The sequence below is a fragment of the Flavobacterium sp. genome, from assembly GCF_017744675.1.
GTDB lineage: Bacteria > Bacteroidota > Bacteroidia > Flavobacteriales > Flavobacteriaceae > Flavobacterium.
In genome coordinates this window covers 1320298-1342373 of the sequence record NZ_JAGIAV010000004.1, presented here as the reverse complement: position 1 = coordinate 1342373, position 22076 = coordinate 1320298, and the positions used below count along the sequence as shown (strand labels likewise).

General features: G+C 33.2%; 25 protein-coding genes. 4 read left to right on the top strand and 21 right to left on the bottom strand.

Translation table 11 applies throughout. The features are described 5' to 3' along the window. Positions 1-21: 21 nt before the first annotated feature. From J7574_RS16030 to J7574_RS16020, 3 genes are read right to left on the bottom strand one after another with little or no spacing between them, the layout of a single operon-like run. Positions 22-522 carry a hypothetical protein gene (locus J7574_RS16030; RefSeq protein WP_290970672.1) on the bottom strand — a complete coding sequence of 167 codons (501 nt, stop codon included), beginning with the start codon at positions 520-522 and terminating at the stop codon, positions 22-24. Positions 523-579: 57 nt separating this feature from the next. Then, positions 580-987 (bottom strand): hypothetical protein, encoded by a 408-nt coding sequence (locus J7574_RS16025; protein ID WP_290970670.1) that lies wholly within the window; start codon positions 985-987, stop codon positions 580-582. 16 nt (positions 988-1003) lie between these two features. Beyond that, positions 1004-1543 carry a hypothetical protein gene (locus tag J7574_RS16020; protein WP_290970667.1) on the bottom strand — a complete coding sequence of 180 codons (540 nt, stop codon included), beginning with the start codon at positions 1541-1543 and terminating at the stop codon, positions 1004-1006. A gap of 306 nt (positions 1544-1849) precedes the next feature. Here J7574_RS16020 and prfA point away from each other — a divergent pair, with 306 nt between their 5' ends. Further along, positions 1850-2926, top strand: coding sequence for a peptide chain release factor 1 (prfA, locus tag J7574_RS16015; protein ID WP_125719152.1), 1077 nt, complete (start codon positions 1850-1852; stop codon positions 2924-2926). A gap of 360 nt (positions 2927-3286) precedes the next feature. Here prfA and J7574_RS16010 read toward each other — a convergent pair whose 3' ends face one another. From J7574_RS16010 to J7574_RS15960, 11 genes are all read right to left on the bottom strand, one after another. After that, on the bottom strand, positions 3287-3667 hold the full coding sequence (locus tag J7574_RS16010) for a hypothetical protein (protein ID WP_290970660.1): 381 nt from the start codon (positions 3665-3667) through the stop codon (positions 3287-3289). A 26-nt stretch (positions 3668-3693) separates the two neighbouring features. Beyond that, positions 3694-4053: a hypothetical protein gene (locus J7574_RS16005; protein ID WP_290970656.1), complete on the bottom strand. Its 360-nt coding sequence runs from the start codon at positions 4051-4053 to the stop codon at positions 3694-3696. A gap of 47 nt (positions 4054-4100) precedes the next feature. Further along, entirely contained in the window at positions 4101-4385 is a 285-nt protein-coding gene (locus J7574_RS16000) for a YtxH domain-containing protein (RefSeq protein WP_290970653.1), read from the bottom strand. Between the two features lie 57 nt (positions 4386-4442). After that, a complete protein-coding gene (locus J7574_RS15995; RefSeq protein ID WP_290970650.1) occupies positions 4443-4595 on the bottom strand; it encodes a lmo0937 family membrane protein in 153 nt (50 codons plus the stop codon). A 38-nt stretch (positions 4596-4633) separates the two neighbouring features. Continuing rightward, complete coding sequence (locus J7574_RS15990; RefSeq protein WP_290970647.1) at positions 4634-5281, bottom strand: porin family protein; 648 nt, start codon at positions 5279-5281, stop codon at positions 4634-4636. A gap of 41 nt (positions 5282-5322) precedes the next feature. Further along, positions 5323-5784 (bottom strand): DUF4142 domain-containing protein, encoded by a 462-nt coding sequence (locus J7574_RS15985; RefSeq protein ID WP_290970644.1) that lies wholly within the window; start codon positions 5782-5784, stop codon positions 5323-5325. Between the two features lie 242 nt (positions 5785-6026). Further along, a complete protein-coding gene (locus J7574_RS15980; RefSeq protein ID WP_290970640.1) occupies positions 6027-7811 on the bottom strand; it encodes a CHASE3 domain-containing protein in 1785 nt (594 codons plus the stop codon). Between the two features lie 10 nt (positions 7812-7821). Next, positions 7822-8271 carry a response regulator gene (locus J7574_RS15975; protein ID WP_290970637.1) on the bottom strand — a complete coding sequence of 150 codons (450 nt, stop codon included), beginning with the start codon at positions 8269-8271 and terminating at the stop codon, positions 7822-7824. Positions 8272-8292: 21 nt separating this feature from the next. Continuing rightward, positions 8293-8844: an AraC family transcriptional regulator gene (locus J7574_RS15970; RefSeq protein WP_008462349.1), complete on the bottom strand. Its 552-nt coding sequence runs from the start codon at positions 8842-8844 to the stop codon at positions 8293-8295. 157 nt (positions 8845-9001) lie between these two features. Next, a complete protein-coding gene (locus tag J7574_RS15965; RefSeq protein WP_290970593.1) occupies positions 9002-9187 on the bottom strand; it encodes a CsbD family protein in 186 nt (61 codons plus the stop codon). A gap of 109 nt (positions 9188-9296) precedes the next feature. Beyond that, the gene (locus J7574_RS15960) at positions 9297-9770 is read right to left on the bottom strand and encodes a DNA starvation/stationary phase protection protein (RefSeq protein WP_290970590.1); all 474 of its coding nucleotides are present in this window, start codon (positions 9768-9770) and stop codon (positions 9297-9299) included. Positions 9771-10063: 293 nt separating this feature from the next. Between J7574_RS15960 and pyrF the strand changes: the two genes are divergently transcribed. Next, positions 10064-10891, top strand: coding sequence for an orotidine-5'-phosphate decarboxylase (gene pyrF, locus J7574_RS15955; protein WP_290970587.1), 828 nt, complete (start codon positions 10064-10066; stop codon positions 10889-10891). 219 nt (positions 10892-11110) lie between these two features. Then, positions 11111-11911 carry an ABC transporter substrate-binding protein gene (locus J7574_RS15950; RefSeq protein WP_290970584.1) on the top strand — a complete coding sequence of 267 codons (801 nt, stop codon included), beginning with the start codon at positions 11111-11113 and terminating at the stop codon, positions 11909-11911. A gap of 726 nt (positions 11912-12637) precedes the next feature. Here J7574_RS15950 and purU read toward each other — a convergent pair. The 7 genes from purU to J7574_RS15915 all read right to left on the bottom strand — a co-directional run bounded on the left by purU (position 12638) and on the right by J7574_RS15915 (position 18336). Further along, a complete protein-coding gene (purU, locus tag J7574_RS15945; RefSeq protein ID WP_290970582.1) occupies positions 12638-13492 on the bottom strand; it encodes a formyltetrahydrofolate deformylase in 855 nt (284 codons plus the stop codon). Positions 13493-13593: 101 nt separating this feature from the next. Then, positions 13594-14313 carry a DUF4197 domain-containing protein gene (locus tag J7574_RS15940; RefSeq protein ID WP_290970579.1) on the bottom strand — a complete coding sequence of 240 codons (720 nt, stop codon included), beginning with the start codon at positions 14311-14313 and terminating at the stop codon, positions 13594-13596. A gap of 124 nt (positions 14314-14437) precedes the next feature. Then, positions 14438-15001, bottom strand: coding sequence for a hypothetical protein (locus J7574_RS15935; protein WP_290970576.1), 564 nt, complete (start codon positions 14999-15001; stop codon positions 14438-14440). A 27-nt stretch (positions 15002-15028) separates the two neighbouring features. Beyond that, positions 15029-15451: a cytochrome c oxidase assembly factor Coa1 family protein gene (locus J7574_RS15930; RefSeq protein WP_290970573.1), complete on the bottom strand. Its 423-nt coding sequence runs from the start codon at positions 15449-15451 to the stop codon at positions 15029-15031. A 252-nt stretch (positions 15452-15703) separates the two neighbouring features. Beyond that, positions 15704-15985, bottom strand: coding sequence for a hypothetical protein (locus J7574_RS15925; protein ID WP_290970570.1), 282 nt, complete (start codon positions 15983-15985; stop codon positions 15704-15706). 292 nt (positions 15986-16277) lie between these two features. Beyond that, positions 16278-16613: a hypothetical protein gene (locus tag J7574_RS15920; protein WP_290970567.1), complete on the bottom strand. Its 336-nt coding sequence runs from the start codon at positions 16611-16613 to the stop codon at positions 16278-16280. Between the two features lie 166 nt (positions 16614-16779). Continuing rightward, a complete protein-coding gene (locus J7574_RS15915) occupies positions 16780-18336 on the bottom strand; it encodes a L,D-transpeptidase family protein (RefSeq protein WP_290970564.1) in 1557 nt (518 codons plus the stop codon). Positions 18337-18626: 290 nt separating this feature from the next. Between J7574_RS15915 and J7574_RS15910 the strand changes: the two genes are divergently transcribed. Further along, positions 18627-22067: a methylmalonyl-CoA mutase family protein gene (locus J7574_RS15910; protein WP_290970561.1), complete on the top strand. Its 3441-nt coding sequence runs from the start codon at positions 18627-18629 to the stop codon at positions 22065-22067. Positions 22068-22076: the final 9 nt, after the last annotated feature.

Genomic DNA, 22076 nt, shown 5'->3' with positions numbered 1-22076 from the left:
ATTTATAGTTACAATTAATTTTTAGCTAGTATATCCAATCCACTGATTTGTATTGTCAAATACAACAAATTCCCCATTATTAGTTGGTTCCATATGCCCTAAATATGTATTGTTTAGATTAAAAATAGCATAACCACTTTTTGAATGTAGAATTCCAAATTTGATAAATTGATTGTTATTATAGTCAAAAATCAAAATAAAATTATTTGGTGTGGAAACTGTATATTCTATTGGAGAATTATTTCTATTGAATATATAATGCCCAGAAATTGAATTGTTATAAGCTGGTGATAGGTTGTGATTAAAAATGGGATTAATTGTATGATTAAATGCAGGATTGATTGTATGATTAAATGTTGGGTTGACTGTATGATTAAAAGTTGGATTAATCGTATGATTGAATGTTGGATTAATTGTGTGATCGAAAGTTGGATTAATCGTATGATTGAATGTTGGATTAATAGTATGGTTAAATGTTGGATTAATTGTGTGATTAAATATTGGATTTCTTGTATTTATCATAATATTAATTTTAAAAGTTTATATTCACGATCAGATTTTTATAATGCTCTATTGTATTTAATATTTGTACACGAGTCTTCCATAGACTTTTATATTGCTATTCGGAATAATTGTCAATCGAATTCCAGCTCCTAGACTAATACTAAAGCTAGAATTTTTAACAATTTTTCCTTTTGAATCGAAAAATTGTTTTGAAGAGGGACTATAAGCAATTCTGCCGTTATCATGAAATGCTACTCCTGAGGAATTTAAAGCAATTCTTCTATTGTCATGAAAAATTGTACCAGATGAATTTCGAGCGATTCTTCCACTTGAATGAAACGATACTCTAGAAGAACTTAAGGCAATTTTTCCGTTATCATGAAATGCTACTCCAGATGAGTTTAAGGCAATTTTTCCATTCGGATGAAAAGCTATACCATTATTATTCCATTGTACTTTTCCATTTTGATGATTTGTTTGCATATTTTATATATTTAGATTATTTAATTTCCTTCAACATTGTAAGTAATTCAGGAATTTTCGCCACTTGGGTTTCTGTCCAGAAATAATGCCTATAATCTGTCAAACCATTATCTTTAAGATATATTGATATTCTTCTTGTATTTTTTTGAATGTAAAAACTAAATGTTATTTCTTTAGAATTAAATATATATGTAGTCGATTGGTTTTTTTCAGTTTTGTCTTTAAGATTTGGAATAACATATTGTTCGATAAATAATATAAATTCATCAACTTCATTCAAATCAATCCAAGAAGATTTAAAATAATTTTCGGTTAATGCCATTTCTACCTGTAATGCTTTTATTTTAGTGTTTGATTTTAAATCAATTGCTTCAACAGGGAAGAAAACTAACACCTCTTTCAATCCAGTAGTAAATTCGGCTTTTATATTCCAATCCTTATTTATTTGCATGATTTCTGCGTTCTCGATAAACTTGCGGGCTTCAGAATTCTTATTTTGAGAATAATTTTGGTTTATTGCGAAGAGCAATAAGAATAGAGCAAATGGTTTTTTCATTTTAAAATGTATGGTTGTTAGTTTAGTATGTTTTTTAAAACTAAGGACTTAAAACCTAAATGCATTACGGAAAAACGTAAATGCCTTAATTGATAATCTAATTTGTCTAGCTTGTACAAACTTTATTTCATTTAGTTAGTTTAGTAAGTCAAACATCGTATAAAATTTAAATTCACGAGTAAGTAAAAACCCCTGATTTAAAAAAAGCAAAATCATCAAAATCCGCCTCAAAAACCACAAAAAAACAACACTAGAATTTTCCACAAAAATTTTGTAATTTTGCAGTCCAAATAAAGGAAAAAGAAAATGTTAGATAGACTTCAATATGTAAAGCAGCGATTTGATGAGATTTCGGATTTGATTATTCAGCCGGATGTTATTTCTGATCAAAAGCGTTATAAGCAGCTGAACCAAGAATATAAAAGTATTAAGGCTTTGGTTGAAAAGAGAGAAGAATACATTATAGTTTTGGCAAATATCGATGAGGCTAACGAAATTATTGCTGATGGTAGCGATGCCGAAATGGTAGAAATGGCCAAAATGCAGTTGGATGAAGCTAAGGATCGTTTACCAGAATTGGAAGACGAGATCAAATTTATGTTGATTCCGAAAGATCCTGAAGATGCTAAAAACGTGATGGTAGAGATTCGTGCGGGAACGGGTGGAGATGAAGCGAGTATTTTTGCAGGTGATTTATTCAGAATGTATACTAAATATTGCGAAAGTATGGGGTGGAGAACCTCTGTTGTAGATATGAACGAGGGTACTTCGGGTGGTTTCAAAGAGGTTATTTTTGAAGTTACTGGAGAGGATGTGTACGGAACTTTGAAGTTTGAAGCGGGTGTTCACCGTGTTCAGCGTGTTCCGCAGACAGAAACTCAAGGTCGTGTGCATACATCGGCTGCTACGGTTATGGTTTTGCCAGAAGCAGAGGAGTTTGATGTTCAGGTAGATATGAATGATGTTCGTGTCGATTTCTTCTGTTCGTCTGGTCCTGGAGGTCAGTCGGTAAATACAACAAAATCGGCTGTACGTTTAACGCACATTCCAACAGGATTGGTGGCGCAATGTCAGGATGAAAAATCGCAGCATAAGAATAAAGATAAAGCTTTGATGGTATTACGTTCTCGTTTATACGAAATGGAATTGGCTAAAAAGCAAGAGGAAGATGCTAAAAAACGTAGTTCTCAGGTAAGTTCTGGAGACCGTTCGGCTAAAATCCGTACGTACAACTACGCTCAAGGCCGTGTAACCGATCATAGAGTTGGTCTTACGCTTTACGATCTAGGAAACATCATGAATGGTGATATTCAGAAAATCGTAGCCGAGCTTCAGTTGGTAAACAATATGGAGAAATTGAAAGAAGCGTCAGAAGTTTACTAACGTAAACTTCTTAAGGTGCTAAGATACTAAGATGCTAAGGTTCTAAGTTTTTTACTTAGATGACATAATAAAAAAGCCGAACTTATGTTCGGCTTTTTTATTGTTAAAGATAAGGAGGAAAAACTCAGTGTCTTAGAGTCTTAGTATCTTAGAACCTCAGTACCTCAGTACCTTTAAAAAAAAATATATATTGAAGGTCTTTTTCATCAACCGTTTCCCCAAAAACGTATGATGAAATTAGACGCCTAAAAATACTCTCGTATATTCTAAACATTTATATAGATTCGAGTAAACGTATACACCTTTTTTTATCATTATTTCGCTAATTTTTTCCATAATAATTCAATTAAGTTTGACAAATTACTCTCTTGATGGTTCGTATTGTGATGATTCTTCTTCGTCATCAGAAGAAGTTTCATGATGAGGTTTCGAAACCAGATTGGTTACAATAAGCTGAACGATAGAGCCTAAAACTCCCTTAAACATCGAATCGCCTTTTCCGACAATAAATCTCTTTGCCAGATAACCAATTCCGATACTGATGGCCGATTGTGCAATATGGCTTTTAAAACCCACTGTTTCGTTGATTTCTTCAACTGTGTTTCTAATCAGGTTTATCGGCTTTAAATTGTCTTTAATCTCGTCAATATGATCCTTTATTGCACACCATTCTGTATTTTGGCGAACTTCTAATTCCTCAATTTTTCGATTTAACTGATCAATATTGTAAATGGCTTCCATAGTCTTTTAAGTATTAATTCGTTAAATCAGTTTTTTGTTTCTTTCAGTATGCTTGAAATAATAGTGTTTCCAATCGGAGTTTTTATCAATTTATGATGTGATTTTACCACCACAATTACCACAAGAAGATAAAATAGCGCCATGATAAAAAAACCATAGTAATACTCGCCAAGCTCTTTCCCGATCCATAAGCTAATTCCAATATTGAGGAACAAGGTAAAAAATGCAACAACAATACCAATCGCTATCTTTGATGCCAATGATGAAGCACCATCAGCAACTGAACATACCGTTTTTAGTTTTAATAATTCTAAACTTGTTTTAGCATAGTTTTCAGCTTTTTCATAAAGATTTAAGTCCTCGTTTGTTGTTGCATTTGGTTCCATGATATAGGGTTTTATGGTTTGAAAATTTCACTAATTAATACTGCAGATTAATAGTTTGATTTTACTGTTTTAGCATCATCTTTGATCGTATTGAAGTCATCTTTTACTTGGTTAAGTTTAGATTTTCCTTCTTCAATAATATCTTTACCATTTGAAGTAATCGTATTTACGATACCATCAAATTTGGTTTTAAGATTATCTCCGTAATCTTTAGATTTATCTTTGATTTTTTTTCTAGTGTTTGACCCTTTGTCTGGTGCAAATAAAACACCTATGAATGCTCCCGCCGCTGCGGCTCCTAAAATTCCTAAAATTGTGCTACTAGTTTTCATAATAAATTAATTTTAATGGATTAATATTTAATAATTTGTTGATTTAATAATGTGATTTTATACTTCTCGACCTTTAATTAGTCGAAGCAATACGGCAACGATGGCAATTACCAATAGAATATGGATAATGCTTCCGAAACTGTAAACAAAGAACCCAAGAGCCCAAAGTATTACCAGAATCACTGCGATTGTATATAATAAGTTTGACATGGTCTTTTATTTTAGCGGTTAATAATTGATTTTATCGTTTAGTTTAACTTGTACGATAGGTATAGTGTCAAGTTGCTATTTTTTGCATCAGGAAACGTGTATGTAGTTCCTGCAACAGTTCTTTCTTTACCCACAGTAGTTAAACCGTAATTGTAACGCAATCCTATGCTAATTGGATTAAAATCTACTCCAACACCAGCAGAAATACCTGCATCAAATTTGTTGAGATCATCTGTGTCAATGTCTTGGTCAAAATCAAAAGAACCATTTCCGCTTACTTTAGAGCTTACTAGATAAGAAGCATAACCACCGGCGTGAATGTTAAAGTTTTTAGTAACATTAACTCGCACTAAAAGCGGAAGCTCGATATAATTCAGTCTAAATTTTGCATCCCCACTTGCTAAAGCGTTATTGTACTCTAATTTTGCACCTTTTGTGGTAAACAAAAGCTCTGGCTGAATGGCAACAAAATCTGAGATTGGAAGCGTGGCATAAACCCCCGCGTTAAATCCGTATAAAACATTGTTGTCATCTACATTATCTCCGCTACCATATAAGTTAGACATGTTGAATCCTCCTTTTACTCCAAATTCGGTATTTACATTATTGTCTTGTGCGTGCAGCATTCCAAACGAAGCTGATAAAAAAAGTGTTAAGGCGCATAAAAAATTGGCTTGTAATTTCATAGTTAAAAATTTAGTTAATTGAATAAATAATTAATAGGCGTTTATTCATTTTGTTTTTTTATTCTTTCAGCCTCCCGTAAGAGTTTGTATTGTTCGGGCAAAAATCTAAGAACGAGTTCGAGAATTTGTTTGTCATTTGTTTCTCTAGAAATCGTTTCAAGTAACTCAATCTGATCGCATATCGCTTCTGTCGTCGTATCCAAATAAATACTGTTAAAGTCTTTACTGCTGGCATCAAGGAGGTTGTACAGGTCTCGTTTGTGCGTGGCGTTTATTTCAGTGATGACAATAAGCTTTGATGTTGCCATTTTGGTTATTTCATCTAGCAATTGATTTTCTTGAACTTCAATTCTTTTGCTTAATTCCTGAACAATAACATCTGAACTTTTTTGTTGTGCAATTTGACTTTTTGAAATAATAGATTTGCTAATATTCGCCGCTGAGATAAAAAAGAATACTTCTGTTTCTTCTCTATCATTTTTTGCAAAAGCTTGATTTTTCAAAGTGTTTTCGATCGGATTAATCTTTCTGCACGACGTGATGCAAACCACTAATACGAATAAGAAAAAGACTTTAAAATAAGTAGCTTTTAAAGGGGGAATTGCTTTCATTATTACTTCCTAAAGTATTACATTACAAAGATGCTAACGAATGAAAGATTTTGCTTTACAGCATAAAAAAGAAACGTTATATAATTCCCATAACGGATTTATATAACGTTTTTTATGTGTTTTTTTGAGGGTGTCTAATCGGGAAGAAACACTGTAAATACCGAGCCTTTTCCTAAAATACTGTCGGCAATAATGCTTCCTTTATGGTTCTCGACAATCTTCTTGCAGATCGCTAATCCGATTCCGGTTCCAGGATAATCTGTTTTAGAATGAAGACGCTGAAAAAGAATAAAAATAGTTTCTTTAAACTGCGGGTCAAATCCCATTCCGTTATCTGTAAAAGTGATTTTATGAAATTTCTTTACAGACTGTTCTAAAATTTCTGGATAATCGGCAGAGTTGACTTTTTCGCTAGAAATTGATATTTCAGGTTCAACATCAGGCTGACTGTATTTTAATGAATTTCCAATTAAATTGATAAACAGCTGTTCGATCTGATAGGGTATAACAGAAAGTTTTGGAAGTTTAGAAGCTTTAATAACTGCTTTCTTTTCTTCAATCATTTCAGCCAGTTCAGATTCGGCGTTGTGTAGAAGTTCGGTTAAGCTAACTTTAATGAATTCTTTTTTGGTGGTATTGGTTCTCGAAAACAGCAGCAGATCGTCTATTAAAACGCGCATTCTTTTGGCTGAGCTTTCAATTTTAGTGATGTAATTTTTACCGCTTTCAGACATTACTTCCTTATCGGCATCAGAAACTCTCGAAATAAAAGTCTGTATTTTTCTAAGCGGTTCCTGCAAATCGTGACTTGCAACGTGGTTAAAAGAAGCCAGCTCTTTATTGCTTTTTTCGAGTTCTTTATTTCGTTCCTGCAGTTCGATATTAAGAAGATGCTCGTCTGTAATGTCAAAATTAATACCAAGCAAAATTTTGCTGCCTTGCTCGTCGGTTACTAATTTTCCTGTTGTTTTAAAATAACGGACTTCAAAATCTGGGCGTACAATTTTGTAGTACACAAACGGAAGCCCTTTTTTGTTTACAATTTCGTCTATGGCTTTGGCAACAGATTCTTTGTCGTCTGGATGAACGTATTTTAAAAGTGTGGCTTTGTTTGGCGCAAAAGATTTTGGCTCTAGGCCTAATAAACGAAATTGGTTGTCTGAAAAATCTATTTTATCAGAATCTAAGTCCCATTGCCAAGTGCTGAATTTTCCAATATTTTCAGATTCAGAAATTAATCCGCTTGAGATTAAAAGTTTTTTGTTGAATATTTTTAAACGCTCAAAATCGCGGCTTATTTGTCTGTACGATAATAAAATAAAACTTAAGGCAACCAAGAATAGCGAAATTGAAAAAAGCGGACTTAATGAGATTTCCGCGTCGTAAATTTTAAGCCTTTTTTTTAGATATGCTTTTTCAATATCGTTCATTTCGTCGACCTTAAAACGAATGTTTTCCATTAAGATCCTGCCGCCAAACATGTGGTTGTCGAGCTTTCTTTTGTCGTATGTTTTGGGATCGCTGTATTTTAAACAGTTTTCAAAAGAAACAAATCGCAATGTTATAAGCTTAAAAAGTTTTTGGAGGTTTTCCTGTTGCGGCTTATTGTCGGCAGTAAGTTTTTTTAAGGTAATAAAAGAAGTATTTACCTTGTCGCGCGAATAGATGTAAGGTGTTAAAAAACGGGCATTGCGAGTGATAATATATCCTCGCTGGCCCGTTTCTGCATCTTTTATAGCCGACATTAATCGTTCGAGCTGGATGTTGATTTCGTATGTATGCATAACCAGCTTACTCGATTCGTTCAAGTCCTGATTATGTTTGTAAGCAATTGAAGAAAGAAATAACAGAATGAAAACTGCGATTACAAAAATAACTCTCAAAGAGTTTGAAGAATTAAAATTTGGTATCCATTTCATTGGTATGCTCTTATTTTAGTCGCAGCAAGAAATTATCACGGTTTAACCCAGATGTGTGATAGTGCCAATTTACAGTCACGACTTCATTAATTATTTTTTTCAATGTATTGAAATCGCTTGGCTTTTTGATATAAATATTAGCACCTTGAATAAACGTATCTTCAATATCTTCTTCAGAGGAAGAAGTGGAGTAAATGGCAATAATTATATCTTTTAAATGGTCCGTTTTTTTGATTTCAATTAAACATTCTTTACCTGTTTTCTTAGGCATGTTTAAATCTAGAAACAAAATATCAGGAAGTTTATTGTCTGGATTTAGTAAATGATCCATTAACTGCATCCCATCATGAACAAAACTTACGTTTGTCTGTATTTTTATTTCTTCAAACGCATCTTTAAAGAAAAGACGGTCATCTTCATCATCATCGGCCAATAAAATGTGTAATGCGTTTTTTTGCATTTTGATTGTGGTATTTGGGTTTTATTTTAAATTTTCTCTTCGTTTCTTAATAATTCTCTGAAAAGCAGACGGAGTAATACCGGTTGTATTTTTAAACTGTGTACTCAAATGGGCAACACTCGAATAGTTAAGTAAAAAAGCAATTTCGGTCAAACTCATTTCATTGATAATAATTAGCTGCTTTGCTCTTTCAATTTTTTGTAAAATTATAAAGTTTTCAATAGAAGAATAGGTTACTTCTGAGAAAACATTAGATAAGTAGCCGTAACTGTGGTTTAATTTTTCTGCCAAAAATACAGAACTCTTGTAATTGTTATTGTCGTCCATAAAAACAAGTTCGATAATGGCATCTTTAATTTTTTGAACAAGCACACTTTTTTGATTTTCAACTACTTCAAAACCGCATGGAGCCAATTTGGCTTTTAAATTCTCCAATGCTTCGGCATCCAGATTGTCTTCAATCTCAATTTCACCAAAACCTAGTGTTGTAAAATTTACATTGTTTTGTTCCAGGTTTTGTTTAAGATAAAGCGAGCAAATGGTATTAATGTCGAACTTTATAAATAGTTTCATTTTATAGAAATTTGGTTAAAGATACTTATTTTATTTGTTGTTTTTGCTTTTAATTGGCACTGAATTACAAGTAAATGTGATTTTAAAATAAATTTTTCAAAAAAATACCGTCTAATATTTTTACTAGACGGTATTTCCCTGATTGAGTTGCAAGGATTTACAATTCTGACAGGATTTGATGAAATTCCTCTTTTGTTTTTCCCAGTTTTTGCTGAAGTCTTCCGTACATTTCGTCTTCTTTTCCTTCAGCAAACATCAAATCGTCATCTGCTAACTCAGCATATTTTTGCTTTAGTTTTCCTTTCAGCTCATTCCAGTTTCCTTTTATCTCGGTGGTATTCATGATATTCTTTTTAAGTTTTTTTATTGTATTGTAAAATTGCAAATTGTCGGCCAGCTTAATGTTACATTTATTTTTCTGACTGTTGCATAATTTTCATTTCTGAATGGCTTTATTCTTGGTATCTTCTCAGGATCCAAGCCATTTTTTCGTGTTCTTGAAGCAATCCGGTTACAAAATCGGCAGAACCTGCATCATTGGTTTCGTTTTCAAAAACAGGAATATAATCTCTAAATTCTGTGATAAGCTGTTCGTGGTTTTCTAAAAGCTCAGATAGCATGTTTTTTTGCGAAGCATATTCTTTTGGAGATTCCTTCAAAGTAGAATTATCTATAAACTCTTTCATTGTTCCAATTGTTTTTTCTCCCAACTGGCTAATGCGTTCTGCAACTTCATCAATATTCGCCTCAAGAACACGATATTGTTCTTCAAACAATTTGTGAAGTTCCATAAAACTGTTTCCAGAAATATTCCAGTGAAATTTTCTTGTTTTTACATATAATGTCATTTCATTAGATAAAATCGTAGCTAAGATAGAAGCGCTCTTTTTTAAATTTTTTGGTGTAATTCCAATATTAGGGCTCATAATTTGTTTCTTTTTAAGTTGTATTCAAAGATACTTTTGAGTTCTTTTCTAGAATTACACAATTTTTAATAGTTGTTGTATGAATTCAATGTTAATTAGATTATTAGATAATATGTCAATTAGCCAATTAGAAAATGATTTAAGCATCGCTTATTAATTATCTAATTATCTCATTTTCTAATTGACACATTTTCTAATTGGCATATTTTCTAATTAGCACATTATCTAAATTATCTAATAGACACATTTTCTAATTATCATTTTGTAATTTTGCCGCACTAGTAAAATACAATATGACAACACAACAGCTACACGAACAAATTCTTCAAAAAAAATCATTTTTATGCGTAGGCTTGGATCCTGATTTAACTAAAATTCCACAGCATTTATTAGAAACCGAAGATCCTATTTTCGAATTTAGTAAAGCAATTATAGATGCTACACATGATTTAACTGTTGGTTACAAGCCCAATACCGCTTTTTTTGAAGCATACGGAATAAAAGGATGGATGTCTTTGCAGAAAACGATTAATTATATCAACGAAAATTATCCGGATATTTTTACTATTGCAGATGCAAAACGAGGCGATATCGGAAATACTTCTAGCATGTATGCAAAAGCCTTTTTTGAAGATTTAAATTTTGATAGTGTAACCGTTGCTCCTTATATGGGAAAAGATTCGGTTGAGCCTTTTCTTGCATTCGAAAATAAACATACCATAATGTTAGCTTTGACTTCTAATGAAGGAGCTTTCGATTTTCAGACTTTAAATACAAACGGAAAGGAACTTTACAAACAAGTTTTGGAAACATCTAAAACTTGGAAAAATAGTGAAAACCTAATGTATGTGGTTGGCGCTACCAAAGCAGAATATTTTACAGAAATTAGAAAAATCGTTCCAGATAGTTTCTTGCTAGTTCCAGGAATTGGCGCTCAAGGCGGAAGCTTATCTGAAGTGTGCAAATACGGAATGAATGATAAAGTGGGGCTTTTGGTAAATTCTGCTAGAGCCATTATCTACGCTTCAAAAGGAACCGATTTTGCTGAAAAGGCTAGAGAAGAAGCTTTGAAAGTGCAAAAGGAAATGGAAGAGATTATTGGTTCGAAGTTTCAGGTTTAATAATTGTTAGCCACGAATTCACGAATTTTATTTTGATATAGATTGCGATGATTATCTCAAATTTAATCAAATAATATTATTACAATAGATTTGGTAAAAATTAGAGAAATAAACCACAAAGTAGAATTAGAGAAAATTCGTGAATTCGTGGCGAAAAACTACACGAATTAAAAAAGAAATTCGTGAATTCGTGGCTGAAAAACTTCTTCTTAAATAAACATGAAACAATTAACCGACCAAATAGGAACTGTTCATACTTTTGAAACCGCTCCAAAACGCATTATTTCACTTGTTCCTTCGCAAACAGAATTATTATATGATTTGGGTTTAGAGGAGAAAATTATCGGAATAACGAAGTTCTGTGTTCATCCGTTTCATTTTAAATCGACCAAAAAGAGTGTTGGCGGAACGAAGAAAATTCATTTCGAAAAAATAAAACTTCTCGAACCCGATATTATCATTTGCAATAAAGAAGAAAACACGCAAGAAATTGTAGAGCAATTAAGAGCAATTTGTCCCGTTTGGGTTACGAATATCGTTTCTATTGAAGATAATTTTCAGATGATTTCAGATTTCGGACAATTGTTCAATTGCAGAACCGAAGCGCAAAAGTGGAACGACAAATTAGCTTTCGCTTTAAGCGATTTCAAAAATTATATTCAAAATATAGAAGAAAAGAAAGCAGCTTATTTTATTTGGAAAAACCCTTATATGGTTGCTGGAAAAGATACATATATAAATGAATTGCTGAAACTGAATCACTTTAAAAATATTTACGAAGATAAAGGACGCTATCCTGAAATCGAGTTAAAGAAAATGCGTTTAGAAGGCGATCCAGATTTAGTTTTTCTTTCTTCAGAACCGTATCCTTTCAAAGAAGAAGATGCTTTCGAAATAGGAAGATTTACACACCACGCCAAAACCATTTTCGTAGACGGCGAAATGTTCTCTTGGCATGGAAGCCGATTGTTAAAAGCATTCACGTATTTTAAACTGCTTCATGAAAGGTTGAAGAACTAGTTGTTTTGTTTCAGGTTTCAAGTTTCAGGTTTCTTTACTTTGAACATATTTTTTTAACGCAAAGCACGCAAGGATTTTTTGTCAAGTATTGTGAATATAAACGCAAAGTTCGCAAAGTTTTGTAGATAGAAACTTTGCGAACCTTGCGTAAATCTTAGCGAACTTTGCGGTTAGATCAACAGCCAAAGAAACCTGAAACTTGAAACCTGAAACAAATCAAACAAATTTAATAGAAAAAAAGAATGCCGGCATCTCGAAGACGCCGGCATCATTTAACTAACCAAAACCAAAATAATAAATAACCAGTTTATTACATTACAAATGTCCGACATATATCAATCTTATGCTGTTAAGGTTTTGTTATTACTTTGTTGGTCATAAGTTAAGATTTTTCTAATCCCTGTTTTGAGCTTTATGCAACGTTAAATATCGTTTGGCTATTATAATCTAATAACAATTGGTTTTGTTTATGAATCTGCTAAAGATGATTTTGTTTAGTTGTTAAAGCTTTAAAAGTCAATAGTATGTAGTTGTGAAAGAAATTAAGATTTTAGATAGAAATCCTTGTTTTTTATCTCTCTTTTTAGCTTTTAAGTTGCTGATATTCTGATGTAAAAGTTTTAAAAAAAAGAAAACCCAGCAAGTTTAAAAACCTGTCGGGTTTGTTATTTGTGTTCAAAGAATAGAAAAGCTTAGAATCTTAGTACCTCAGAACCTTAGCAACTTTTAAGAAAAAACAACCGTTTTATTGCTGTAAACCATAGTTTTTCTTTCAGCATGCAATTTAATTGCTCTAGCCAGAACGATACGTTCTAGATCACGCCCTTTCATGATAAAATCTTCTACAGAATGAATATGAGAAACTCTCGCAATATCTTGTTCGATAATCGGACCCTCGTCTAGTTCTTCTGTTACGTAATGGCTTGTTGCACCAATAATTTTTACACCACGTTTAAAAGCTGAATGATATGGTTTTGCACCTGGAAAAGCTGGTAAAAACGAGTGGTGGATATTGATGATTTTATTTTCGTAAAGCGAAATGACTTTTGGAGTAACAATCTGCATGTAACGCGCCAAAACAATAAAATTGATTTGATATCTTTTCAAAAGCTCTATTTGTCTTGCTTCGCCTTCTTCTTTGTTGTCTTTTGTAAACGGAACATAATGAAACGGAATATCAAAACGTTCTGCAATAGAACGCAAATCATTATGATTGCTGATAATCATCGGAATTTCGACACCTAATTCATCAGCGCTGTAACGGCCTAAAATGTCAAATAAACAGTGGTCGTATTTAGAAACAAACAACGCCATTTTTGGTTTTTGTTCCTTATTGTATAAGTCCCAAGACATATTAAAATCGGCAGCGATAGTCTTGCTGAACTCCTCTTTTACGTTTTCTATATTACTACCTTGGTTCGTAAATTCACACTCTAAACGCATAAAAAATACATTCTGCTCTACATCAACATGCTGGTCAATATAGGTAATGTTTCCTTCTACCTTTGCAATAAAAGTAGTCACTGCCGCTATAATTCCTTTCTGATCTTTACAGTGAATGAGTATTGTAATTTTTTGCATTTTAGTTGTTTTTTTTGGGTTAGTGACAAAGTAACAGAGTGACAAAGTTCCTAGGGCACTTTGTATCTTTGTCACTTTGTAACTCTGTATCTTGTATAAATTTATTTTCCATCCTGCATTGCAAAAACCTTCTGTAATAAAGGCGTTGTTCTTGCAGAAATATTATTTCGGATTTCTTTTTCTTCCACAGCAATCATTTTAAAAACTCCAGACAAAGCTTGATTGGTTGTGTAATCAGTCAAATCTGGATTTACTTTTTTTACTAATGGAATAGTGTTGTATTTTGTTATAATTTTTGTCCAAACTGCATCAGCGCCAACTTTAGCAAAAGAGTTTTTAATTACAGGATTAAATTTGGCATATAATGAAGTTGTCGTACTGCCTTGCAAATAATTTGTTGCGGCATTGTCGCTTCCTAAAAGAATGTTTTTAGCATCTGTAAAAGTCATGTTTTTTACAGCGGTTACAAAAATAGGAGTTGCTTCTTTTACAGCATCTTCAGCAGCGCGATTTAGCATTTTAATTCCTTCATCTGCTAGAGAGCTTAAACCCACTTTACGCAGGGTTGCATCTACTTTTTGTAATTCTTCTGGCATTAAAATTTTTACGGCTTCGTTTTTATAAAAACCATCTACCGCAGTTAATTTACTTACTTGTTGTGTAATTCCTTTGTTTAGCGCTTCTTTTAAACCTGAAGCAATGTCAACACCTCCAACTCCTGGAATTTGAGAAGATATTTGAGGGTATTGATTTAAAGTCTGTTGTACCTCTGCGCAAGAAGTAAGCGAAAATGTAACGGCTAATAGTAAAATCTTTTTCATTTGGGGGTTTTATTTAAGTTTCAAAAGTACTACTTATTCAAAAACAACGCCACAAATTTTATTTAAAGAAAACTAACATTTTGTTGCAAACTTAACAAGGATTGATTTGATATCATAAATCACGCTATGGCCAAGACATTCTAACAGTATTTTGCCAATATTCTTTTGATGAAATATAGCTAGGATGCTGTCGTGTTATGGGTTGATAGCTAGAGTCGAATAGACGAACGCGAATAATTTTCTCATTGCTATCGTCTTTCATATCAATATTACCTTCGGCATCGTCAATTAATTTCTTCTTTTTGAGATATAATTCGGGTTTTTCAATTGTGTATTCGATGACAGCTTCTCCATGTAGTTTTAAATTGCATCCAATTAATTTTCCGTTGCTATCAAACGATTCGATTTTTTTCAAATAGCTGTTTTCATAATAATATATTTCAAAAGCGATATTGCAGGAACCTGTTTGAATTTTGTGGTTTTTTAATCGAAAACGCAGTATCTGATTTTTAGGATTTGTAAATTCTATATAGCCATTTCCTTGTGCATCTACATGGTTGTAGAGTATTCTGGAAGGCTTAGAAAATTGTGCAATTCGCGTTGTATAAGCTTGGTAATTATTGCTTGATTGGGCAAATGATGTGATGTATAGAGCAAGTCCGAAGAGCAGACTAAAAAGAGATTTCATTCTAAAGTTGTATTTGATTACTAGATTTTATTTCTTCAATAAATCTATTTTCTCTTTTGTGTTTTCGATATAAACAGACATTTCACTGTATTTCCATGTTCCTCTTTTTTCACCCACAACAAACAAAGTTCCTTTGCCTTTAGGTCCTTTTAACGGAACTTGTACATCGCAAGTTCGAACATTGTTGTGAGAAGTAACAGTTCCAGAAACCATTCCGTCTGTTTCTACAGGAGATCCAAGTTTTTCAACTACGAGTTTATTATTCTCTACCGCTATCATAGATTCTTTATACGCCTCAGAATCTTTAAGAACCGAAGTTACTTCATAGAAAATTCCGCCAATAAATAAAGCAACTAATAATAAGAGAGTCAAGCACCCGCTGGGAATAAACCATTTCCAGTTTCTATTCAGCCAGCTTTGTTTTTGTACTAACTCGTTTGAATCTTCCATAAATTTGAGTTTTTGGTAAAATAACAAAGCTAAAATAAGGATAATTTCTTATTTATTTGGCATTTTTTTAATGGAAAATAGTGATGTTCAATTTTAAAAGTCTTTATTTTTTCTGATAACTTGGACAAAAAAAAATCACCCTATAAGAATATAAGATGATTTTTAGGAAAGTTTTTTGAGACTTACTAATAAGCTAATGTAAGTTGAGGCGTATAAATTGGACTATTGGTGTCTAAATCTTTTAATATAGTCTCAGTATAATCTTTCCCACCTTTCATTAGATAAAATAATGATTTCATGATGTAGATAGGCGTGTACGGAAAAATATGCCAGCTTAGAGACAAATTCAAAAAAAAAGTGTTTCAAGGCATACTTAAGTGTACTTTCGTTTGGGCGTATAAAATAGACATTCGAATCTTTGATCCTTTTTACCATTTCAGAAATAATAAAAGGAAACATAATAAACTTTCCTCCCTGCTGAATTAAAACGTTTATTTCAAACGCTGTAAGACCTTCTATATTATTTGTTTTCATAATAGTTTAGATTTTAAACATTTACAAAAAAAGGGGCTGAATTCTACTGCAAAATAAAGAAGGGATTAGAAATGTTTTTGCCCTTAAAAGATTTAAGAATAATACTTTACGGTATTTTTTTAACTATTATTAAAATAAAAAGAGAGAACCTATCAAAACTAAATTTGATAAACTCTCTCAACTTTAAAATAAGATTTTGCAAGTGCAAAAAATACTTTGTAATTTGATTGTAGTTTTTTTGATTTACTCTTTGCCTTGATGAATTTAATTTTGTTTGGGACAAAAAAGGGCTTTAAACGTATTGTAGGCAATATAAATTTGGATTGTAAATTGGATTGATTTGATTTAAATCGGCCAATACATCCAGCGTGTAATCTTTACCGCCTATTGCCATGTAAAATAAAGATTTGGAAATATAAAACGGTCTTAAAGGAATGTGTCGCCAACCATGAGATACATTTTTTAAAAAATGTTTTAAAGCATATTTGAATGTTTTTTCGTGAGGACGAACAAAGTAAATGCTTTTAAGTTTAGACATTAGATTAGGAAACATTACAAATCTTCCACCTTGTTGTATCAATAGATTAATTTCAAAAAGTGTCAATCCTTCAATATTTTCAGTTTTCATGATTAATAAAATTTAGTGGTATTAATATGAAGCAAAGGTCGGCAGGAACTAAAAATATTTTTAGACTTAAAAGTTTTAAAAACAATATATTAAGGTTTTTTTACTGCAAAAAAAATCGGAAACCCAACTGAATGGGTTTCCGATTTAATGTAATGCTAAAAAAGAATTAATTTACAGTAATAGATGTTTCCGTATTAGTTACATTAGCATCTCTTTCATAAACATCTTGAAAGAAACCTACTTCTCCCTTATCATTTACCAATGTAGTAAAATAAGTAATGTAAATCGGTACTTTTTTAGTAAGTTTAAAAGTGTTTTCTACTTTACCCGCCATAGCTTTATCAATTTTTGCCTGAGTCCATTCAGGATAATCTTTCAGCATCGCAACGGCTAATTCTTTGGCCATTTTCACATTAATGCATCCGTGGCTGAAAGTTCTTTTTTCAAAATCAAACAAAGTTTTAGATGGCGTATCGTGCATATAAATATCATCAGGATTTGGGAACATAAATTTTACCAATCCTAAAGAATTGTCTGGTCCTGGTTTTTGTCTTACTTGGCCGTTAATCATTTCCATGTTTTTCTCCGCAAGATAATTTGGATCTGAAGCAATTTTAGATTTTAATTCGTTTTGTACAATACTTTGCGGTACTGTCCAATAAGGGCTAAAAACGATTCTATCAATTTCGCCGTTAAAAATGGTTGTTTTTGTTAGCGGTGCTCCAACAAATACTGGCGAAGTCAGTTGAACTTTTCCGTTTTTCACATAAATCAATTCGTATGAAGGAACATTTACCAAAACATACTCGTCGCTAGCGGCAATAAGAGCCGAAATTTCACGGCATCTTTCCATATTAAGTTTTAAAGTTGCTACCTTATCTTCAAGCGGAGTATTCATTTCTTTAATATGCTCTTCAGACAAAATATAATTAGGTTTAAAACCATTACGGACTTTATATTTCATTACTGCATCCATCAATTCACGATCATAAACATCGCTTTTAGAATCGGTTTTCAAATCTCCTAACAAATACAAACGAGTTCTTACTTGGGCAATCGTATTAGAAACTGCATCTGGACGTAAATCTTTGTATGGCGTTTCTGCCGGAACAATTGGTTTCCATTTGCTTGATTTTTCTAATCTTTTGTATTTTTTAAGAACATCTTGCAATTTGTAATACTGGTCATATTCCACTTTTGCATCAGTACTGGCAGTTGTGGTACTTTCTTCTATTGTACTGTAATTCAAAAAGTCTTTCAGCATGGCATCATATGCAATTTTTTTCTTGTCTGCATTACTCTTTTTAGTATACACTATATACAAAGAACTTAAAAGCATATCTGCATCAGTTTGAGACAGCGTACTTTTGTCTGATGAAGCGCTAAACAACAGATCTATTTCTTTTTGATAAGGAATTACCAAATCATTTGTTTTTTTTGCTTTTTCATACAAAACAGATCCAAATTCATTGATTTCGTCTTCATCAAACCAAATCGTTCCAAGAGCTCTGTTTTTGTACAACGACATCACCTCAGATTTATATTTTTTCAAATCTGAATATCTTTTAAAGAAGCCGTTTGAAATTTTGTCTACTTCATTATCGTTGTAAACAGTTGAATGGTTTGAAGCTTTATATGTAAGTTTATTGTTTTCAATTCTGTTAAAAGAAAATACAAAAAAACTCAAACCTAAAATTACGGTGAATGAATAAAATGTTCTCATTTTTTTAATTTTTACGTTATTACTTTTGCGTAAGTTTTTAGGTAAAAATTTGGGGCTTTTCTACAATGCTAAATTAATTTAGGAGCGCTTAAAACACGTTTTCATATTTTATTTAAATGTTGCGAAATTGCCATGTCTTTAAGCTTTCTTTAACTATATCAATTATTTACGTAAATTGTTACCCCAGTGTTTTACGAAATCGATTTAATTTTGTTAACATAAAGCTATTGTCCTGATCAAATATTAAAATATTTTGTACATTGGTCGCTTAAAATTATCATATTCATAAAATGGAACAACAAATACCATATATTCCTAAAAATAAAGTAAGAATTGTTACTGCTGCTTCGCTTTTTGACGGACATGATGCTGCCATTAATATCATGCGTCGTATCATACAGTCTACAGGCGTTGAAGTGATTCACTTAGGCCACGACAGAAGTGTTGAAGAAGTGGTAAATACCGCAATTCAAGAAGATGCCAATGCGATTGCAATGACTTCTTATCAAGGCGGACACAACGAATACTTTAAATATATGTATGATTTGCTTCGCGAAAAAGGAGCAGGACACATTAAAATCTTTGGAGGCGGAGGTGGCGTTATTTTGCCTAGCGAAATCGAAGAATTGCATGAATATGGGATTACCAGAATTTATTCTCCAGATGATGGGCGTTCTTTAGGGCTTCAAGGAATGATTAATGATTTGGTGCAGCGTGCCGATTTTCCTATTGGAGACAAATTGAATGGAGAAATCGATCATATCGAAAATAAAGTGCCAACCGCAATTGCTCGTTTGATTTCTGCAGCAGAAAATTTCCCAGAAATTGCAAAACCTGTTTTCGATAAAATTCACGATAGCAACGCTACGTCTAAAATTCCGGTTTTGGGAATTACAGGAACAGGTGGAGCAGGAAAATCTTCTTTGGTGGACGAATTGGTTCGCCGTTTTTTAATTGATTTCCCAGAAAAAACAATCGGATTAATATCTGTCGATCCTTCGAAAAGAAAAACGGGAGGAGCGCTTTTAGGAGACAGAATCCGTATGAATGCGATTAATAATCCGAGAGTTTATATGCGTTCGCTGGCAACACGTCAGTCGAATTTGGCCTTATCTAAATATGTAGCCGAAGCAATTCAGGTTCTAAAAGCCGCAAAATACGATTTGATTATTTTGGAAACTTCAGGAATCGGACAGTCTGATACCGAAATTATGGATCATTCAGACGTTTCTTTATATGTAATGACACCAGAATTTGGAGCTGCAACACAATTGGAGAAAATCGACATGCTTGATTTTGCCGATTTAGTGGCTTTAAACAAATTTGATAAACGTGGCGCGCTTGATGCTTTACGCGATGTAAAAAAACAATACCAGCGCAATCATAATCTTTGGGATAAAAATCCTGATGAAATGCCAGTTTTCGGAACCATTGCTTCACAGTTCAACGATCCTGGAATGAATACGCTGTATAAAGCGATCATGGATAAAGTGGCTGAAAAAACCGATTCTGACTTGAAATCGACTTTTCAAATCACTAAAGAAATGAGCGAGAAAATATTTGTGATTCCGCCAGGAAGAACACGTTATTTATCTGAAATTGCCGAGAATAATAGAAATTATGATGAGACTGCAATTGCACAGCAAAAAGTAGCTCAGAAATTATACGGAATCTTTAAAACGATAGAATCGGTTTCTGGAAAAGTGCCACAAATTACAAAAGCAGGAATCGACGATTCGACTGTTTTATCTGGAGGATTTCAAGAACACGACGAAAACAGAATCTTTTTAAATCTTTTGCTTAATCAATTTGATAAAGTAAAAATGGATTTAGATCCGTACAATTGGGAAATTATCCTGAATTGGGCTGATAAAGTAGCCAAATACAAAAATCCAGTTTACTCATTTAAAGTTCGCGATAAAGAAATAAAAATCGCGACACATTCTGAAAGTTTATCGCACTTGCAAATTCCAAAAATTGCCTTGCCTAAATACGAAGGCTGGGGCGATATTCTGCGTTGGAATTTACAGGAAAATGTTCCTGGAGAGTTTCCTTTCGCATCTGGATTATATCCGTTTAAACGTGAAGGCGAAGATCCGTCAAGAATGTTTGCGGGCGAGGGCGGACCAGAAAGAACCAACAAACGTTTTCATTATGTAAGTGCAGGAATGCCTGCAAAACGTCTTTCTACGGCTTTTGACAGTGTGACTTTGTACGGAAACGATCCAGATTTGCGTCCGGATATTTATGGAAAAATTGGAAATGCGGGAGTTTCTATCTGCTGTTTAGACGATGCTAAAAAACTATATTCAGGTTTCGATTTGGTTCATGCGTTGACTTCGGTAAGTATGACGATCAATGGACCTGCGCCAATGCTTTTAGGTTTCTTTATGAATGCCGCAATCGATCAGCAATGTGAGATCTACATTAAAGAAAATGGTTTAGAAAAAGAAGTTGAGGCTAAAATCGCCAAATTATATGCAGCAAAAGGAATCGAAAGACCGAAGTACCAAGGCGAACTTCCTGCAGGAAACAACGGTTTGGGATTAATGCTTTTGGGCGTTACGGGAGATCAAGTTTTGCCTTTGGATGTTTACAACGAAATAAAAGTAAAAACCTTAGCTCAAGTTCGTGGAACTGTTCAGGCCGATATTTTAAAAGAAGATCAGGCACAGAATACTTGTATTTTCTCAACTGAATTTGCACTTAGATTGATGGGAGACGTTCAGGAATATTTTATTACCAAAAACGTTCGTAATTTCTATTCGGTTTCGATTTCAGGATACCATATTGCAGAGGCAGGAGCGAACCCAATTACGCAATTGGCGTTTACGCTTTCAAATGGTTTCACTTACGTGGAATATTATTTGAGCCGTGGCATGAACATCAACGATTTTGGACCAAACTTATCGTTCTTCTTCTCGAATGGAGTAGATCCAGAATATTCAGTTATTGGTCGTGTGGCACGTAAGATTTGGGCAAAAGCCATGAAATTGAAATACGGAGCCAACGAAAGAGCGCAAATGCTGAAATACCATATTCAGACTTCAGGACGTTCGTTGCACGCACAGGAAATTGATTTCAATGATATTAGAACCACTTTGCAAGCTTTGTATGCGATTTACGACAACTGTAATTCATTGCATACCAATGCTTACGACGAAGCTATTACAACTCCAACAGAAGAATCTGTACGTCGTGCCATGGCGATTCAGTTGATTATCAATAAAGAATTAGGTTTGGCGAAAAACGAAAATCCAATTCAAGGTTCGTTCATCATCGAAGAATTAACCGATTTGGTTGAAGAAGCCGTTTTACAAGAATTCGACAGAATTACAGAAAGAGGCGGAGTTCTAGGCGCAATGGAAACGATGTACCAGCGTTCTAAAATTCAGGAAGAAAGTTTGTACTACGAAACCTTAAAACACAACGGAGATTTTCCAATTGTGGGTGTCAATACGTTCTTGAGTTCAAAAGGTTCGCCAACGGTAATTCCGGCTGAGGTAATTCGTGCCACAGAAGAAGAAAAACAATACCAGATTACGATGCTGGATAACCTACATAATTTCCACGAAGCAAAAGTAAATGAGCATTTAAGCCAATTACAAGAAGCCGCAATTAAAAACGAAAACCTATTCGATTATTTAATGGAAGCTACAAAAGTTTGTTCGTTAGGTCAGATTACTTCAGCGTTGTTTGAAGTTGGTGGGCAGTATAGAAGGAATATGTAGAATTTATTA

Bases quoted from the DNA above. Each gene is read 5' to 3' on its own strand.
- J7574_RS16030 (WP_290970672.1), bottom strand. From the start codon at position 522: ATGATAAATACAAGAAATCCAATATTTAATCACACAATTAATCCAACA.
- J7574_RS16025 (WP_290970670.1), bottom strand. From the start codon at position 987: ATGCAAACAAATCATCAAAATGGAAAAGTACAATGGAATAATAATGGT.
- J7574_RS16020 (WP_290970667.1), bottom strand. From the start codon at position 1,543: ATGAAAAAACCATTTGCTCTATTCTTATTGCTCTTCGCAATAAACCAA.
- prfA (WP_125719152.1), top strand. From the start codon at position 1,850: ATGTTAGATAGACTTCAATATGTAAAGCAGCGATTTGATGAGATTTCG.
- J7574_RS16010 (WP_290970660.1), bottom strand. From the start codon at position 3,667: ATGGAAGCCATTTACAATATTGATCAGTTAAATCGAAAAATTGAGGAA.
- J7574_RS16005 (WP_290970656.1), bottom strand. From the start codon at position 4,053: ATGGAACCAAATGCAACAACAAACGAGGACTTAAATCTTTATGAAAAA.
- J7574_RS16000 (WP_290970653.1), bottom strand. From the start codon at position 4,385: ATGAAAACTAGTAGCACAATTTTAGGAATTTTAGGAGCCGCAGCGGCG.
- J7574_RS15995 (WP_290970650.1), bottom strand. From the start codon at position 4,595: ATGTCAAACTTATTATATACAATCGCAGTGATTCTGGTAATACTTTGG.
- J7574_RS15990 (WP_290970647.1), bottom strand. From the start codon at position 5,281: ATGAAATTACAAGCCAATTTTTTATGCGCCTTAACACTTTTTTTATCA.
- J7574_RS15980 (WP_290970640.1), bottom strand. From the start codon at position 7,811: ATGAAATGGATACCAAATTTTAATTCTTCAAACTCTTTGAGAGTTATT.
- J7574_RS15975 (WP_290970637.1), bottom strand. From the start codon at position 8,271: ATGCAAAAAAACGCATTACACATTTTATTGGCCGATGATGATGAAGAT.
- J7574_RS15970 (WP_008462349.1), bottom strand. From the start codon at position 8,844: ATGAAACTATTTATAAAGTTCGACATTAATACCATTTGCTCGCTTTAT.
- J7574_RS15965 (WP_290970593.1), bottom strand. From the start codon at position 9,187: ATGAATACCACCGAGATAAAAGGAAACTGGAATGAGCTGAAAGGAAAA.
- J7574_RS15960 (WP_290970590.1), bottom strand. From the start codon at position 9,770: ATGAGCCCTAATATTGGAATTACACCAAAAAATTTAAAAAAGAGCGCT.
- pyrF (WP_290970587.1), top strand. From the start codon at position 10,064: ATGACAACACAACAGCTACACGAACAAATTCTTCAAAAAAAATCATTT.
- J7574_RS15950 (WP_290970584.1), top strand. From the start codon at position 11,111: ATGAAACAATTAACCGACCAAATAGGAACTGTTCATACTTTTGAAACC.
- purU (WP_290970582.1), bottom strand. From the start codon at position 13,492: ATGCAAAAAATTACAATACTCATTCACTGTAAAGATCAGAAAGGAATT.
- J7574_RS15940 (WP_290970579.1), bottom strand. From the start codon at position 14,313: ATGAAAAAGATTTTACTATTAGCCGTTACATTTTCGCTTACTTCTTGC.
- J7574_RS15935 (WP_290970576.1), bottom strand. From the start codon at position 15,001: ATGAAATCTCTTTTTAGTCTGCTCTTCGGACTTGCTCTATACATCACA.
- J7574_RS15930 (WP_290970573.1), bottom strand. From the start codon at position 15,451: ATGGAAGATTCAAACGAGTTAGTACAAAAACAAAGCTGGCTGAATAGA.
- J7574_RS15925 (WP_290970570.1), bottom strand. From the start codon at position 15,985: ATGAAAACAAATAATATAGAAGGTCTTACAGCGTTTGAAATAAACGTT.
- J7574_RS15920 (WP_290970567.1), bottom strand. From the start codon at position 16,613: ATGAAAACTGAAAATATTGAAGGATTGACACTTTTTGAAATTAATCTA.
- J7574_RS15915 (WP_290970564.1), bottom strand. From the start codon at position 18,336: ATGAGAACATTTTATTCATTCACCGTAATTTTAGGTTTGAGTTTTTTT.
- J7574_RS15910 (WP_290970561.1), top strand. From the start codon at position 18,627: ATGGAACAACAAATACCATATATTCCTAAAAATAAAGTAAGAATTGTT.